At 35.6% G+C, this 16,532-nt stretch carries 13 protein-coding genes; 4 read left to right on the forward strand and 9 right to left on the reverse strand.

The window, feature by feature from the left end; translation table 11 throughout:
• Nucleotides 1-315: 315 nt before the first annotated feature.
• The 3 genes from ONG78_RS04920 to ONG78_RS04930 all read right to left on the reverse strand — a co-directional run bounded on the left by ONG78_RS04920 (nucleotide 316) and on the right by ONG78_RS04930 (nucleotide 6,405).
• The gene (locus tag ONG78_RS04920; RefSeq protein WP_019236548.1) at nucleotides 316-3,840 is read right to left on the reverse strand and encodes a cytoplasmic incompatibility factor CifB; all 3,525 of its coding nucleotides are present in this window, start codon (nucleotides 3,838-3,840) and stop codon (nucleotides 316-318) included.
• A 53-nt stretch (nucleotides 3,841-3,893) separates the two neighbouring features.
• Nucleotides 3,894-5,339 carry a cytoplasmic incompatibility factor CifA gene (locus ONG78_RS04925; protein ID WP_319606848.1) on the reverse strand — a complete coding sequence of 482 codons (1,446 nt, stop codon included), beginning with the start codon at nucleotides 5,337-5,339 and terminating at the stop codon, nucleotides 3,894-3,896.
• A gap of 145 nt (nucleotides 5,340-5,484) precedes the next feature.
• Nucleotides 5,485-6,405 carry an Rpn family recombination-promoting nuclease/putative transposase gene (locus ONG78_RS04930; RefSeq protein ID WP_264337290.1) on the reverse strand — a complete coding sequence of 307 codons (921 nt, stop codon included), beginning with the start codon at nucleotides 6,403-6,405 and terminating at the stop codon, nucleotides 5,485-5,487.
• A gap of 120 nt (nucleotides 6,406-6,525) precedes the next feature.
• Between ONG78_RS04930 and wmk (ONG78_RS04935) the strand changes: the two genes are divergently transcribed.
• From wmk (ONG78_RS04935) to wmk (ONG78_RS04950), 4 genes are all read left to right on the forward strand, one after another.
• Nucleotides 6,526-7,437 (forward strand): WO male-killing family protein Wmk, encoded by a 912-nt coding sequence (gene wmk / locus ONG78_RS04935; RefSeq protein ID WP_264377823.1) that lies wholly within the window; start codon nucleotides 6,526-6,528, stop codon nucleotides 7,435-7,437.
• 170 nt (nucleotides 7,438-7,607) lie between these two features.
• Complete coding sequence (locus ONG78_RS04940) at nucleotides 7,608-8,264, forward strand: JAB domain-containing protein (protein WP_264330402.1); 657 nt, start codon at nucleotides 7,608-7,610, stop codon at nucleotides 8,262-8,264.
• A gap of 99 nt (nucleotides 8,265-8,363) precedes the next feature.
• The gene (locus ONG78_RS04945) at nucleotides 8,364-9,575 is read left to right on the forward strand and encodes a hypothetical protein (RefSeq protein WP_264330458.1); all 1,212 of its coding nucleotides are present in this window, start codon (nucleotides 8,364-8,366) and stop codon (nucleotides 9,573-9,575) included.
• 87 nt (nucleotides 9,576-9,662) lie between these two features.
• Nucleotides 9,663-10,502 carry a WO male-killing family protein Wmk gene (wmk, locus tag ONG78_RS04950; protein WP_264377824.1) on the forward strand — a complete coding sequence of 280 codons (840 nt, stop codon included), beginning with the start codon at nucleotides 9,663-9,665 and terminating at the stop codon, nucleotides 10,500-10,502.
• Here the strand turns inward: wmk (ONG78_RS04950) and ONG78_RS04955 are convergent.
• The 6 genes from ONG78_RS04955 to ltrA are packed head-to-tail and all read right to left on the reverse strand — an operon-like array spanning nucleotide 10,406 to nucleotide 16,096.
• Nucleotides 10,406-11,464: a phage tail sheath subtilisin-like domain-containing protein gene (locus ONG78_RS04955; RefSeq protein ID WP_264377825.1), complete on the reverse strand. Its 1,059-nt coding sequence runs from the start codon at nucleotides 11,462-11,464 to the stop codon at nucleotides 10,406-10,408. The two genes, wmk (ONG78_RS04950) and ONG78_RS04955, sit on opposite strands and share 97 nt — an antisense overlap.
• A gap of 9 nt (nucleotides 11,465-11,473) precedes the next feature.
• The gene (locus ONG78_RS04960) at nucleotides 11,474-12,031 is read right to left on the reverse strand and encodes a hypothetical protein (protein WP_264331029.1); all 558 of its coding nucleotides are present in this window, start codon (nucleotides 12,029-12,031) and stop codon (nucleotides 11,474-11,476) included.
• A 10-nt stretch (nucleotides 12,032-12,041) separates the two neighbouring features.
• Nucleotides 12,042-13,496 carry a hypothetical protein gene (locus tag ONG78_RS04965; protein ID WP_214303305.1) on the reverse strand — a complete coding sequence of 485 codons (1,455 nt, stop codon included), beginning with the start codon at nucleotides 13,494-13,496 and terminating at the stop codon, nucleotides 12,042-12,044.
• Nucleotides 13,493-13,678 carry a hypothetical protein gene (locus tag ONG78_RS04970; protein ID WP_214303306.1) on the reverse strand — a complete coding sequence of 62 codons (186 nt, stop codon included), beginning with the start codon at nucleotides 13,676-13,678 and terminating at the stop codon, nucleotides 13,493-13,495. Before ONG78_RS04970 ends, ONG78_RS04965 begins: the two co-directional genes overlap by 4 nt.
• 4 nt (nucleotides 13,679-13,682) lie before the next feature.
• The gene (locus ONG78_RS04975) at nucleotides 13,683-14,678 is read right to left on the reverse strand and encodes a hypothetical protein (RefSeq protein WP_264377826.1); all 996 of its coding nucleotides are present in this window, start codon (nucleotides 14,676-14,678) and stop codon (nucleotides 13,683-13,685) included.
• Nucleotides 14,679-14,686: 8 nt separating this feature from the next.
• Nucleotides 14,687-16,096: a group II intron reverse transcriptase/maturase gene (gene ltrA / locus ONG78_RS04980; protein WP_264377598.1), complete on the reverse strand. Its 1,410-nt coding sequence runs from the start codon at nucleotides 16,094-16,096 to the stop codon at nucleotides 14,687-14,689.
• Between the last annotated feature and the right edge of the window lie 436 nt (nucleotides 16,097-16,532).

Consider the following 16,532-nt stretch of genomic DNA (forward strand, 5'->3'; position numbering starts at 1 on the left):
CACCATAAAATATCTTACTATTACCCACAAATAAAAACATAGTATTGTATTTACTCAAATAATTTAATTTTATTAACCTGAAAGCTTATTGGATTAAAATTATTAAACTAAGAGTTATAATTTTAGCAACTAAAAGCTGTAAATTGCACCATATAAACAGTTATTTCAAGCAAAAGTTATGCCATTAAGAGCTACGCAACAAACATTTATATTTGTGGGTAATAGTAAGATAAAATATGCAGAAACAACCTAGAAGACCGATTACAACCAATGCGTAAATATAGAGTAAAGAAAACTTCATCCACCTATTAACTTCTACCTACTACCTCTACTATTGCTATGGTTATAAACTCTACTCACTCCATCAATTTTATCTAATGCAGACTGCGGGTTACCAAAATCAATTGATATCACTCTTTCTCCGCCTAATTGTAATGCTCCTCCACCTCCACGCTGTGGGTATTGGAGTCCTAAAAATTGTAATAGTAATGGATCAATTTCATGTTGAATTCCTGGATGATCTTGAATCAGTCTACCCCTAGGAGAAGATAGAGGATCATTTTGGAATAATTGTGAAATATTTCTTCTCCGATTTTTAAAGTATTGTTCATTTCTTTGAGATTGTCTAGTGTCATTTCCAATGCCTACACTAAGAAGACCACGTATATAACCTATAATACCCTCACCTTTCTCTCCAAAGTTATTATTTCCCTGTAAAGCTTGATCAATAGCTTGGTTAATATCCCTAGCATTTTCGTATACCCATATGCCACAATTATGGCCATCTGTTTGCTGATGAACGGAAACATTATGGACATTATCATCGTTAATATCACATTCTCTTAAAGCTCCTCGAATATTATTGTCAATACCACTATCTGGACCAAGTGAATCAGCATAATACCCATAATAATTTCCATTTTGGTGTACAATAACTAATGTAACCCAATGACGATTACCTACATTAATAATAGCAATTAATCTATCTTTTTCACCCGAATCTACTTTTTGTTTAAAGTTAGCTATGTGACTACTTAATAAGCCCCTACCTGTTGGATCATTTTGATTTCCATCGACTCCTACTGAAGTTATTGTAAAATCATGACGATTATTAGTTGGATTAGATCGATCATCATAGAAAGTATATTGTTGTGCAGCGAAAAACATGTCATGAGTTTGTAGCCAATAACGATAATTTTGATTATCTGTTGCAAAGTCTAGTGCAAGTAGATCATGCACATCTTCTATCTCACGAGCGTTGTTTCTACGAAGGATAGCATTTATTTGTTGTAATATTCCTTGTGCTGTAGGAGTACCACCTCCCCTTATTCTTGACTTTAATGTTTCTATTACCTGTGCTCTAGTACCTTGCAAGTAACTAAACGGAACATGTAGATTGTCGCCTATATCAAGCAAAAAAATCGAATTTTGTCCTGGTGCTTTTTCTTCGTAAAAACGCCTAAAGTTTTCACGAGTCTGATCTGATAATAGACCTTCTGGTGGATTCTCATCAATAACACTTTCAGGTCCCACTAATCCTCCTGGTCTTGAACCGCGAACATGACGATCAAGCTTGTGTACATACTCTTCTCTTCCTATCCCTTCTGGGAAAAGTATAAGATTACCTGCTTCGCGTGCATCTCTATTAAACACAATAGGAAACAAAACCACCTCATTTCCAGAAGTAATAGGTATAAATCCTCTGTGTTGTTTCTTAAGTCTTCCGATTTCTTGTCTCGCATCATTTTGCTGTTGTCCTACTTCTTCTGCATTATTAGCAAGTCTTAACACATATCCAATTGGGTGAGTATCTAGGTCATTCTCTCTAGGTTGTCTTAATAATAAAAGATCTAATCTCTGTTCTGTAATTCTTGTGAGTATTACCCTTTCTCCTTCTTCTTCCTGCCCCCTTTTTAAACTATATGTTTGACCAACTTTATACATAGCAAGCACTTTATAAGGATTATCACTAGCATAAAATGTACCATGTAGTATAGAACGGAACTTATCCTCACTATTAACATTTATTGTATCCACAAGCGGCATCAATGCTCCAGAGATCTCTTGAAATAATCCTCTATGCTGAGCTATATTTTTCCAGCCATCATTCACAACTTGATTTAAAGTATTATGTACATTTTCAGTATTGGGCACTTGTACAAGATCACCAGCAAGAAAATTATTTGCATTATTATTTTGGTAATCGTGATATAAACCAAGGTCATTTGGTAGATCAATATCTAGTTCAAGTTGATTATTAAGTGTGCATGAAACTTCCCACACATGAACATCATTTCCATTAACATTAAGAGTCTGTAAATTGATGGCTCCTTGTTGTTGCGCATCGTGAGCTCTAATATGAAGTATAACTATATCAGAACCTTCAGCATGAAAGACCATAGTTAAACATCTTAAACCCTCATCACCATGTCTAAATATGTACTTTGTTATAGGTGCTTCGTCTTCCTCTTCTAGTTCTAAAGGGTGCCTATCAAAAGCACTACTTCCAAAAGCAAAGCCAGTTATGCAATCAAATATTCTATTATAATTCTCTGCATTTCTTGGTATTTCAGCAGGAAGATGGTGAAGCAAGAAATCTCTAACATTTTCTCTAATGCCTTCATTCTCCAAACACTCAAATAATCTTTGTACTAAAGGAAATCTATCCTGTTGAAGTTCTACTGTATCAACACTAAAAGGATCTAGATCTAAATTAAAATTTAATCCAACACAGACAGTATTTCTTGATTCAGTATGGATAGGTATAAATGAAGAAGTGTGTAACCTTCCAGCGTAGCCTATGGCACAGTTTAATGTAACATCTGACGGTGTGTCAAATATAGCAAGATTAATAACAATAGGAATATTTTCTCTTTCTGCTTGATGACGTACAAGAAATGCAACATGTGTGTTTCTAGGAGATAAATCAAGATCGATGCCTATTGTGTAGCGATGACTAAAATTTGCTAAGAAACCTAATAAAAACCCGTGACCCTCAAATCTTTGATTGCGATTTTCAATATTATTTTCCAGTACTTGTCTGTAATTATTATAGATGTCAGTTATGTATGGCAAAATTTCTCTGCGTATTCTATCTCTTACATCTTGTCTTCTATCACTCGCTAGCATTTCCATAAAATTATCAATTCCTTGTTGACCCTGTGCTACTTGCGCAAAATTGACCAACCTACCAAGTTGTCTACGCTGATTTTGATTGAGTTGTCTTCCTTCTATTTCCTTAATTGTTAGTCTGTGATCTCCTAAGAGCCGTCTAATAAGATTGATTTCAGATGCTGAATATTTGGCAAATTTATCCCTACCTTGACGATCTTTTTCACGAATTACCTCGAATACCGTTGCAATTGCCTCTCCCTGACTCTTGCCCTTTCCGTGCATGCATACTTTGTATTGCTCAAAATTTAGGTCTTCTTCCCTTAAATTTGGATTTTGCCGTCTAATCTCTTGTACTAGAGCATTTCTCTCCCTTGTACTGAACCTCAACCCATCACTATTAGGACGATCAGAGATACTGTAGCATCTGACAACTTGCTGTCCGTCACGATAAACAGCAACTTTTAGGTTTGCCGTATTTCGATTTTCACCATTACGTGGATTAACACCATGGTTATCAAAACGAAAATAGACTCTCTCATTTGCATTTAAGATATTAGCATCATGTGCAGTAGAAAACATACTAAAAAAGAATACAGGAAGGAAACGACCTGCACTTACATGATACAAGAAAGATGGACATTGATCTAAAAAAGATTCAAATCCTTGTCTGAATCCTTCAAGATCTCCATCCACCAAACTCCTAATAAGTCCATCACCATTACTCATACAAAATACCCCTTATTTACTACGACCAGAAACACCAAGAGTTCATAAGTGGATTACTTATTACCACTAAGCGTAAAGACGCTTTTTTTCTTATAAGAAGAAACACCACTTACACTAGGAGTTCCAAGCTCAGACTGCGGACTATCATCAACTGGCAAAGTTGTTTTCTTACTACCATGAGCTTTAGATCGTGATCGCAAATTACTGCAAGGACCATCACCTACAGGACCAGGTGGTAAAATTGTTTTCTCTAACTCAGAGAATAATTCTTCTGCAAACAGACCGTAATCTACATTTACTCTTTTACCTTCCCTACCGCATAATCTAAGGTCTCTTATTATTAGTTTTTTAAAGAGCTCAAACTTTTCAGGAAAGCAATCTTTGGCAAATGACATCATATCTAATATTTCTTTTTTCTCTATTTCTTTTTCTTCATCAGTCTTATAAATGTCTTCTCGTCTCCAATTGACTATTAACTCTGCAAATACACCACTTGTAGGAACTGTATAATTAGAAGTATTAACAGCAGCTTTTCTGTATTGATACAAGCTACCACATTCCCAAAATTCCATAATAAGAGATCTAGCTTGAACATTTGATTCAGGATTTTTCAACATCACATCTGAAAGAGAGGAAAGAAAAAGCTCATAGTCTCGCTGTGAGAATATTTTGTCCGAACAGTCTCCTCTTGCTGAAACTTCTTTATAACACCAGCACTGTACCAAATCATGAACCGTATCAAAAAAACATGACTCTATTAATTCAGCAAAAAGGGAATATACTCCTTTATCTTTCTGTGATAATTTCTGTAAAAGAGTATCTTTATCGACTATCTTATTTACACAAAAATCTAAAATAGGGGCGTCTTTCTCAACAGATTGAACGCGAGAAAGAGCAAGAATAGCTTCTGTGAGCTTCTTTTCCTTATCTTCTTCTTTTAAATGATTATAAAAATACTCTACCCCTTCACTCCACTTAAGTTTTACAGCACTGTCAAAACCTTCTACTGCATCATACTTCTTTAATTCCCCAGATTCTCTATCGATCCAGAAATCAAATACAGGACCTTTCCTCTTTATGCTATCTAGTAACGAGTTTCGTACGTATTTGCCAAATTCAGTTTCAGTTTTACCATCAAATGCACCAGGAGGAAACTTGTTCCTATAAGATTCAAATCTTTTTTGAAAGAGAGGATGAATTTTATCCACTACACAGTAACTACAAGCCATCTCATATTTGCGAAGTGGATTATCTATTCCACCTATTTTTTCTTCAGTAAACCTTTGACCTAAAGCAGCATTATCCAACCTTACACCTGACCAGCAACCTTCATCTTGAAATACATTGTGCAAAAACTTCAACTTATCACCCTTAAAGTATTTTATGTGCTCCATAAAGTTATCTTGAAGGACTCCCACCCATCTCTTGATAGCTGACTTCCTCCCGGCAACAACTGCTGGATCTGGATGTTTAATAGCTTCCTGTAATTTTTTGGACATCGTAGCCCGAAGCTCTTTCTGTGTTGGCATTATCCCCCCTATTAAGTATTAACAGTGTCATGTAAAAAAGGCATTATACAGAAATTAGAATGGATTGCAATATTAAAATTACCAGAATAGAGGGTTTAATAAAAAAACGTTATGGCTAAAACTTCTTTTCTTGAATTTTCTCAATATAATCAACAGAAAGACCAGTAGTTTGAGTTATAATGTCAATAGAAACTCCTGCTTTAAGTAGATTCTTTGCAACCTCAATTTTCTCTGCTTTTCTGCCTTTTTCATGGCCGATTTGGATGCCTTCTTGTCTACCTTCTTGTCTACCTTTTTGAGTGGCATCATCGAGTTTTTGAGCGAGGACAGCCTGTTCATCACGAATACGCTTTATCTCTTGTTCATAGGCTATAAATTCTTTTTCTGACCAGTTGAACCTATTTAATTCTTCATACGCTCTTTTAATTATTAGATCACTTCCTATTATTCTCTCTAGCTCTTCTTCACTAGTTTCATCTGCATATCTAAAGAAGTAGACCCATTTTTCAACTATACTTGAAAGCTGATCTTCTTTTGTTTTTGGAAATTTAGGCAACTCAATAAATATAAAGTAAAAATCTTTTAGATCACGTTCATTAGTATCTTCATCGCGAATAGTATGCTTTGATTTGTACTCAGACTTATCAGGAAATAAAATACAATCTGCTATAGCAATAAAGATAATTTCCTTAAGGTCCTGGTATTGATCACCTTTATCGGCTTGTCTTGAATAGGCTTTAGCAGCATAGTATTGGGCACGTTTCTCGAAGCCTTTGGTTTTAGCGACCTGCATTTCAATAATCCATTGCACCCCCGTGGAATCTCTACATAATACATCAACAATGCTTTGCTTTTTAGAGGCAATATCAGGGTCTTGAATAGTACTTAAAAACTCTATATCCTTTATTTCATTTTTGCCAGTAAAACCCAGAATATCATTGAGAAAGTGAATGAGGATGTCTTTATTCTTTTCAGTGCCAAAGATACGGCGAAATGCGACATCATTCTTGGGATCCAGAAACTTCGAGAGAGCCATAGCAAGAGTACCTAAAAAGCATTAATAATTATACACAATTCTGAAGAAATATTCAACTAAAATGCAAACATAGAAGTTTTTGTATATCTTTGTTTGGTAGTATTAACATGTATAATATTTATGGCAAACATCTCAATAAGGTATCAGATAGCACAAAAAGTAAGGAACTGGAGGTTAAAGCGAGGATATACTCAAAAAGATTTAGCGAAGAAAGTCAGTGTAACGTATCAAGTAGTACTACAATATGAAAAAGGAACACGTAAAATTTCGATTGAAAAGTTGTATGCTATAGCAGAGATATTGTCGATTGGTATTGTAGACCTAATTCCTGTATCAAATGAAAAAATCTGTCTTGAAGATGAGGGAGAAGAAATACTAAATCTAGTAAGAGAATATAAAAAGATTAATGATCAGGAATTACGTAGAATGTTTTGTTTACTAACCAAATTTGTTCAAGTTAGTGAGAAAAATAGTAAAAAAACGGAGAGAGTAAAAATTGCAAAAGGTCTTATTAAAGCAGGAGTTTCTGTTGATACTGTTTCAAAAACAATTGGTCTGTCTGCTGATGAATGTGTTGAAGAAAAAACGGGTTCTATCTACTACCAAATAGGAAAAAAGATAAAGGAGTGGAGGGCAGTACGGGAGTATACTCAAAAGGATTTGGCTGAGAAAATGGATACAACACGTGATGAAATAAGCAACTATGAGCAAGGACGTGTGGCCATTCCACTGGAAAAATTATATGCAATAGCAGAAACATTATCAATTAGCATTACAGATCTGCTCATAGAGGAAGATGAGATAGTAGAAAGTGAGCTACCTGATTTAATAAAAGAATACAAAAAAATTGAGAGTCAAGAATTACGCTATGCGCTAATAAAATCTCTGTTTGAAAGCATACAAATTTGTGAGGAGAAAATTAGAGAAGAAGAAAGAATCAAAATTGCAAAAGATTTAGTAAAAGAAGGAATTTCTGTTGATATTATTTTGCAAGCGGTAGGCATCTCTTTGAACGAAATTCAACAAATTTAAAATAAAAAATCATTATATATTAATATTTTTACTTCTTAATGAAAAAATAAGTAAAAAAGATTGAAAAATTGATTTGACTTCACTCGAAAGCTATGGCTCTATGCCAATGCTGATAAAAAAACAGCAGTAAATATTTAAAAAAAGTTTGTTGTTAGTGAAGGGTAAATTATATGAATAAAAGTAAAGAAGAAATCGAATTCAGAATATTAGAAAGCAAAGGCAAAGCACTACTTGATCGTGAAATAATGGAAACGTTTTTAAGTGCAGTACATGAAAGACCACAAGCTCAAGAAATTGCTAAAAATCTGGTGAACACTTATACGGGAGTAGGAAGGATTTTAGGCCGAGAAATGGATGACCTGAAAGTTATAGAAGGAGTAACTGATTCTGCAGTAGCAATGATTATGTGTGTTAAGGAAACACTAGAAAGGGTACTGAAAGAAAAGCTTAAGAGTGAGCCAATAATGGACTTACAAGGGCTAGTAGAGTACTTAAACGTAAGTATAGGTCATGCAGAGAGGGAATGTGTAAAAATACTGTACTTGAATAAAAGGCGTCAACTAATTGGAGAAGAATCCTATATTGGTGAAATGGAAAAAGCACCAGTATACATAAAGGAAATTATAAGAAAAGCATTAATAAAGAATGCAACATTAGTAATAATGTCACACAACCATCCTGGGGGACGCTTAGAACCATCAGAAGAAGATCAAGAAGTAACGAAGAGCTTAGCAGCAGCATGTAGTACTGTAAGCGTTAGGTTATTTGATCACATTATCATCACAAGTGGTGGCTATTTTAGCTTTAGAGAAAACGGATTGTTATAGCAGAAAGTATTTGCAAATCTACTCACTATAATTTATAATAAGTAATACAGTGTATAATAACTATACACTTAGAAAGTATATTTAATAGCGGAGGCTAATATGAATAATAAAATAATTGTACCTTTTAGTGATAAAGAGGGGGGTGTTTACGAGTTAAACGTTGATCTTGATAGATTATCAAAAGGTGAGATGTTAAATGCTATTGTAGGAATTGGTCGTACTAAGGAGCAATCCACCTTTGTAAGCAAAATTAATAATGCTAAAAAGCTTGGAGATAAAGAAGTAGTACCTTTCCCTTGTAGAGAAGTTCGCGAAAACCAAATCAACTATGGGAAAGGATTTGACTATATTTATGGCACAAAACCTTTGAGTAATCAAGCAGATTATCCAGAAGGGTTAAATCCATTTGCTTCAGCTTTGCAAAAAATAAAGCCAAGTATAAGCGAAAGCGAAAAGTTGAGCTGGTTTAAAAGTGAAGTGGTAGAGGCAAAAAACGTAAATGAATTGCACAAAACTATAGACCAAGTACTAGCCTCTGGAGCAAGAATAAATGCATATAACGATGGGGAATGGAGCATTGCAGAGTATGTAGTATTGGGTACACATTTTCATAAATTTGATAAGACTGATCGAAAAAAGATAATGCGTAAATTAATGCTAAGTGGTGCAGATTTTCATGATACTTTATTGCAGAATAAACTAATAGGTGAAATCTATAATGAGCTACAGCCAGAAGTTCAGCCACAGATAGATGAGAGACTAGAAGAACTAGAGAAAGCTGGCGAAAATGCTATGCAAGAAGGAGAATTAATAGATGTTGAGATAGATAATACAACATCGTATATAGAATTTTCTGGGGATAGCAAGGTAGAGGTAGCCAAAATACTGAGAGAGTTAGGAATTAATATTTTAAAAATTGGCAATGATGCAGTTGAGGTTAAAAGTGAGAAGGGAGGTATAAGAAACTATATCGATATGTCAGATGAAAGCTCTATTATATTAGAGTTTCCTACAAGCATTGGTAAGCTAAATATTATATTGTACCACGATGTAAAAAAATATGATCAAGTACAAGTCAGAGTAGAAAACAAGGAAATGTGGGCTGAGTTACAAAAAAGAGGCGAAGAAATTGGAAAAAATTGCCTCTTTGGGGGAGTGAAGCTTAAGGAAGTGGTAGAAAGAGGTAATTTCACTAGATGTGGCATATGGAATGAAAAGTATGCTATAAAAGAGATTAGCAATGATGAAGTATTGTCTTCATGGGTAAATAGGGTATGTGGAGGTAGTAAAGAAACCTTTAGGGAACTTTAATGCGTCTACAGCAAACTTTAAGGTTCCAGAGGTTTTTTCTACCGTTATATCTGGAGCCTTTGAGCTATAGTAGAAAATATTATATGTATGGTTCTTTGCGTGGAAAAAATTCTAGACTATGAAGTAGGGGAAAAAGTGAAAAGTTGGAGGTTAGAGAGGGGGTATACTCAGAAAGATTTAGCTGAGAAAATTGGTGTAAAATACTGGGTAATACTGCAATATGAGAAAGGGAATCGTAGAATTTCAATTGAAAGGTTATATGCTATAGCTGAGGCACTATCAATCAGTATTACCGATCTTATTCCTGTATCAAATGAAAAAATCTGTCTTGAAGATGAGGAAGAAGAAATATTAAATCTAGTAAGAGAATATAAAAAGATTAATGATCAGGAGTTACGTAAGATGTTTTGTTTATTAACCCAATTTGTCCAAGTTAGTGAAAAAAGTAGTAGGAAAGCAGAGAAAGTAAAAATTGCAAAGGGTTTGGTTGAAGCAGGAGTTTCTGTTGATGTTATTGCAAAAACAATCAGTCTCTCTGCTGATGAATGTGTTGAAGAAAAAGTTGGTTCTATTTACTGCCAAATAGGAAGGAAGATAAAAGAATGGAGGCTAGTAAAAGAGTATACTCAAAAAGATTTAGGAAAGAAAATGAATACAACCCGTCACGAAATAAGCAACTATGAACAAGGACGTGTAGCTACTCCACTGGGAAAATTATATGTAATAGCAGAAACATTATCGATTAATATTACAGATCTGCTAATAGAGGAAGGTAGTAAAGTAGAAAATGAACTACCGAATTTAATTGAAGAATACAAAAAGATTGAAAGTCAAGAACTACGTAATGCACTAATAAAATCTTTGTTTGAAGGCATACGGATTTGTGAAGAAAAAGTAAGAAAAGCGGAAAGGATCAAAGTTGCATAAGTTTTGGTAATATTGCGATCAACTGCCCATAAATGAGCTCGAAGTAAACTATCATTGATTAAATCTGCAGTCCTTCTCACTGACAAAAAAGCCCATTTTGAGTCATTTGAACATGTTCTATTGCCCCAAAGCCTATAGCCATTTTGATGAATTATCGTTGTTACTTCATTTTCATTTAAGTGGTTTGCTTTACAATTTGTATTACCGAGCGTAAAATCAATAGGCCTGCTTGTTCCAACAATACCGTTTATCTCTTTATTTGAAGGTGACTGCCAGAAGCCTTGCTCGCTGTCTATCTTAGCTATTAAACCAGCTACAAATGGACTCGATGGCAAGATTTCTTCTTCAATAAGTACCTTCACCCATGGATCAACTACGTAAACTCTTGAGCTGCCTACACTTTTTCTCCACTTTATTGCTTCTTCATCATTGGTATTTGGTCCATCTGCAACAATAATTGCTCTTAATTTTTCTGCTATGGAAATTAAAGCACTCACTACTGAATTTACTCCATCTATTTCAGGTAACTGATGAGTAAACTGAGGTGCAATTAATATTCTTGGCGCAACATGGACTATACTTTCACTACTGAGAAATGCCTCAATTCCCTGATATTCTCCGGTTTCTTTATCAACTCCTCCAATTACATTTCTCAGCGTTTCTTCTTTTTTTAATTTTGGATCGCTGTTCTCACTTTCTTCAACTCGAATAACTACTACTGTTGCACCAATTTGGGAAAATATTCCATTTATTGCAGAAGGTAAACTGCCACTCTTTCCAAGCTTTGCTGTTTCCTTTAAACTTCCTGCTATCAGTACTGGTTTATTCAGTGGAAATTTTTGCTCATCTGCTTCGGATGCAGTACCAATTACACCTATCACTGATGATTTAGCTGTATGTACTGTTCTTGCCCCTGAGGTTATCTCAATAACATTTACTCCGTGTAAAAATTCTTCTGGCATTTTTTCTTTTTAACTTTCTTGCATTCTTTGTTTAAAATCATTGAGCAAAGCCTCTAGCTCTCCTTCGCTTTTGGCTTCTTTAATTTTCTTTTTGACCAAATCTTCAAGCTCTTCACATTTAATTATTGCTTTTACTGCTTTTTTCACTTTTTCCTCGATTATCCTTGCCATTTCGATAACTGTAATATCACGGACTTTTGCTAATGGCTCTATAATTTCCGCATCCTTTTCATTCATAGATTCTGGTACTGCTAAAATGTTCTCTGCGGCTTTCGCTTGAATCTCATAAGATTTAGCTTTTTGGTGAGAATGCCCTGCGTATTGGTGAGTATAGTTATCATAATAAGCACGAAGATTAGAAAGTGCAGAAAGCTTCGCATTTTCAAGTAACTCCAACTCAATATCTTCTTGATTTCGCTGAGCAATTTCTCCTCCCTCTGTTAAACAATAACTTTTTTGCCAATCAAAATCTTTTGGCGCTTCATACCAATCATTTCCAGTTGGCTTGTTTTCAAGTGTTGTTGTTTCAATCTGCTTGTGGTTTTCAAAACGTATATAAATAGTCACAAATTCCTCCTCATTGCCATATTTGATCAGTTCGTTCTAATCCTGGACATTGCCAAGCTTTTAGCGTTCTCTCTACGTCCACTTCAAGCCCTGTAGTTAGAACATTGCTACGTATGTTATAAATCCCCCACTGAATAAATTGACCATAGTTGTATACATAATTTGATGCAAGCATACCTTGACTGACTTGTGTTCTGGAACATAGGTAAGATGATGTGTAAAGTAATGTTGCAACTGTTTTTCCTGCTGGAATTTCCACATTACCAGATCCAGCTAACTTGCTATCAGAACTCGTGTATTGGTAAACATTTTTCCATACTATTTTTGAAATACTTGATTTATTAGAATTAGTGTTATCAGGAGTTCCCACAAATAATCCTGCTCCCCCATACTCCGTACTCGAATACGATGATCCAACAAATTCTATTGCTTTATTTATGTTCACATTGGTTGTATTTTTTATAAATACTACTCCAAGTGCAGCATATGGGTAATAGTATATCTCATCATAACTACCCGAGAAGCTTTTTGTGCATAACTCTCCGTAAATAAATGTTCCCTTGCTTCCCTCTATAAAACTTAGTTGTCTTGGCCGATAAAAACTAACGTAATCTGTATTGTACGTATGGCTACCTGCTAGTAGTTGTAACATATAGTCAGTTTTTGTTATATCACTACTCCACTTTCCAAGCTCTGTCGTAAAAGTTCCGTGGCCAAAGTAATTATTTTTTCTTCCAAGTACACCAAATAAGAAAGGTAATGACCCTGGTTCAACCATGTTGCGCTTTCTTATTTCATTTATAAGAGACGCTTTTAACTGTTCATCCCGAGTTTTTACCTCATTAGAGATGTTTTCAATTCGAGTTTCTATTTCTCCTATAATTGATGAGCCAGGTGGTACATTATTAACAGCACGAAAATCTTCTACTAAACCTTTAAGACCATCTTTATGACTGTTACTAATGCTATTTATTGCTGCAATATTGGCATTCTTTCTCGTATCAAGTAGCGATATGTGTGAATCTGATGATGCTTTTAAAGTGTTTAAGGAATTATCCCTAAGCTTGTTAATTTCATTGACAGAATCTGTTTTCGCTTCAGTTATTGCAGATATTGAATTTTCCTTATTGCTGTTTATGTCGCTTAAGTGCGTCCTTGCAGCGCTTAAAAGTTCATTTAACTTACCATCTGTCATCTGTACAATTTCAGAAACTGAACTTTTACCGATTATTGATTCCAGTGCTTTAGCAAGATATGCTAGTTGATCTGGCGTACTGTTTGCTGCTAAATCCTTAAGCCTTCTCTGTAGTGCATCAATTATTTCTTTTACTTCAGTCATTTGCACAACGTTGGCAATAGCTTTTTTATCTGCTATCAATTCCAGAGATTTTGCAAGATATGCCAGTTGATCAGGTGTGCTAATTACTGCTAAATCCTTTATCCTTTGGTATATCGCTTCTTTCATTCCCAAAAATTCAAAAAAGTTTCAAATCTAAATCGTTCAAAATTACTTTTAAGTTCATTTTCTCTCTCACTCATATCTTCATCTATTTTTTCTATAGCTCTTCGAATACGTACTACATCTTCCACTGCAATATTCTCTGGATGAGGCAGTGGATACCCTCTGCTTGTTTTATCATCTGACATTCTGCTAAGTGATAATGATTCGTAGATTTTTGACTTTAGGACGATAGACAACCGTTCCACTTAAAACTAATTTTACTCTTGTTTCATTGCCATTAAAGTTTGTTAGTACATGAGTTCTCTCTACCCAATTTTCCCCTATTGGTTTTCCCGAGGTTAAATTTACTAGCTGCCATTCTTCGACGCTTTTCTGCACATATGCTTTTACATCTGCAGTGCCAGGTATTAGCGCATCATACGTTATGGTGATTTTAGTGTTAGCTCCTGCTGTAATACTTCTTGTAACATAATCTCCTTTTTCCCCTATATTACCCATAACTAGCTGTAACCCAGGATATAGCACTGGACTTTTTTCTTTTGACCCTTTTAAATTTGCCTTTACTGTTAGCTCTCCAGATAATCTTTCACGCAGCGCGAGCGGCAAATTATCAGACAAAAAGTTCTCTTTTCCCTCTTCATTTGTTAAGATAAATTCCACATTGGTATCAAATGCTACTTTTTCGACGTTCATCAAAACAATTAAATCTGAAGTATTGTTTGCAGTAACTTTACCAAGATCAATAACGTGAGAATTTTCAGTAAACTTCGCTGCTAAAAGCCTAAAAGTTAGATCTAAATTTTGATGTGGTGTCCAAGTACTTGCGTTGCTAGATGAAAGTAATACTCCTACTTGATATGGCTGACTTGTTACCCAACGGCTATTTACTGCATCATATTTGCCAAGCTCTGCTATTTTTACTGCAGTATCTGCATCATCAGTGAGTAGAACTATTGCATACTCTTGTCCTGCATGGCAAAACACTGGTAACCAAGTAATACGTGTTGCTATGCCATCTATCTTTATATCTTTTGGCTCAATATAGCTTTCAGCAATGACAGTCTGCGAGGGCATTCCCACTGCTGTTTCTCTAATCTGCACAACAACACGTTTTTTGCCGCTATTTAGTAGGGTCGAGAACTGGCGCGCCTCTTTAGGGTTTGGTGGCTGATCCATTATTTTCATGTTGGTCCTCAATCCAAAATTCCCATGTTTACGTTTCCAATTCCCGCCTCATCAAACGCAGCATGCGGATTTCCCGCACTACGCTTTCCTAGTAGATTCTTACCAAAGTTTATAACATATTGTGCTGGTAAGGCTTTCGGAACGTAATATCTTATTCTATAGTCCGAATATAGACCAAGGGTCTCATATATACATTCGCTACTCCACCTTTCCCAACCAAATCCTTTTGCTTTTCTGGCTTGCATCATATTGCGTCTTGTTTTCTTCTCTACCCACTGTTTAACGTAGCTGAAGCTTCGACTTGAGTTTCCTATTCTAAAGTAGTTTACCCACCCTCTCAATATTGGATTGATGATCTGAATCACTCTCCTTATTGGTTGCGATTTATAGTTACTGAATACCTTCTTCAACTTTTGAAGTAGGCTTGTTCGTGTTTTCATCTGTGGTGTTATCTGTACTCTCCACTTTCCTTGTTTTGTAATTTTCTTTCGAAAGTCAAATCCTAGAAAGCCGAATGTTTCTCCTCTCTTTAGATTGGCAATTTTTGTCTTTTCTTCATTTACACTTACTTCTAGTTTTGCTAATTCTTCTTGTAACCTTTTGTACACTAATTTCTCGAGCCATTCCCATCTCTGGTGCCCATCTATCAGTATCACTAAATCGTCTGCCCATCTGGCGTATTCTATACGTTGATATTTTTCTTCCCTGGTCACCTCTTTTGCTCTCTCTAGCATTTTGTCTACCTCATTGAGGTATATATTGCTCAACAACGGTGAGATCGGCGACCCTTGCGCTATTCCTCGTTTTCCTCCTACCTTAAGGATTAGCTTGATCAAGTGCATGATTTCTTTATCATTTATTCTCTTGGCAATTTTCTCCATGAGAATATGATGTCGTACGTTATCAAAATAGGATTTCAGGTCTACATCAATACATTTTGTATTGCCTTTGATTGCTGCTTTCGCTACTCTGCTTACTGCTTCATGCGCTTTTCTCTTGGGTCTATATCCATATGATCCGTCCTGAAAGTCAGATTCATATATCGGTTCAATTATTAGCTTTAGTGCACTTTGCACTATTCTATCCCGGATGCAGGGTATGTTCAACGTTCTGAGTTTTCCCCCAACTTTTGGTATTTCCTTTCTCCGGTTCCTATTTGGGCTATAGGTTTTGGTTATTAGTTCATGTCTTATTTGCTGAAGATACTTTTCTAAGCCTTCTGCCTCTATCGATTTGAATGTTACCCCATCAATTCCTGGTGCCCCATTGCTTTTCTTTGTTAGCTTATATGCTTCTTCTAGTGTCTCCATCTTGCAGACGTGTACATAGATTCCCCAGAATCGCCATTCCGGTTCTGCTTTCGCTTTGATATATATCTTTCTTCTCAGGTCTTGTAATTTTATTGGCATTTTTGTCATTTTTACCTTTACCTTCCTTTTGTTAAAAGATCTCTACTAGTAGGGTGCCTTTGCTCCATGGGCGTTACCCCACTTCTTCGCTACTACACACCCATCCGCCACCCTTTCATCTTCGGTTCATTTCCTGTTTTCCAGTTATAGAACCTACCACTCCAAGGTTTTTCTCCTTGGGATGAGGAGGGTTTCTCCAGTTGCTTTATATGTCCTTATTACCATGCTGCCACTATCACCCCGCTAAAGTAGGTATGCTGTATCATTCGTGTTTCAGCCTCCTATATTGCTTTCGCCCTGGTTCAGTGGGCTCGGCCTTTAGTACTTAGAGTTTTTCCGGGGCCACCCATGTGTTCGTTTTCACTGCGGCCTGGTAATTCGCCATTATCCTACGATAACGTTGTCGGTAGGCTTCAACATTTTGGTTTCCCTCCACATTGCTACC

The organism is Wolbachia endosymbiont (group B) of Philonthus cognatus (genome assembly GCF_947179345.1).
Classification (GTDB): Bacteria; Pseudomonadota; Alphaproteobacteria; order Rickettsiales; family Anaplasmataceae; genus Wolbachia.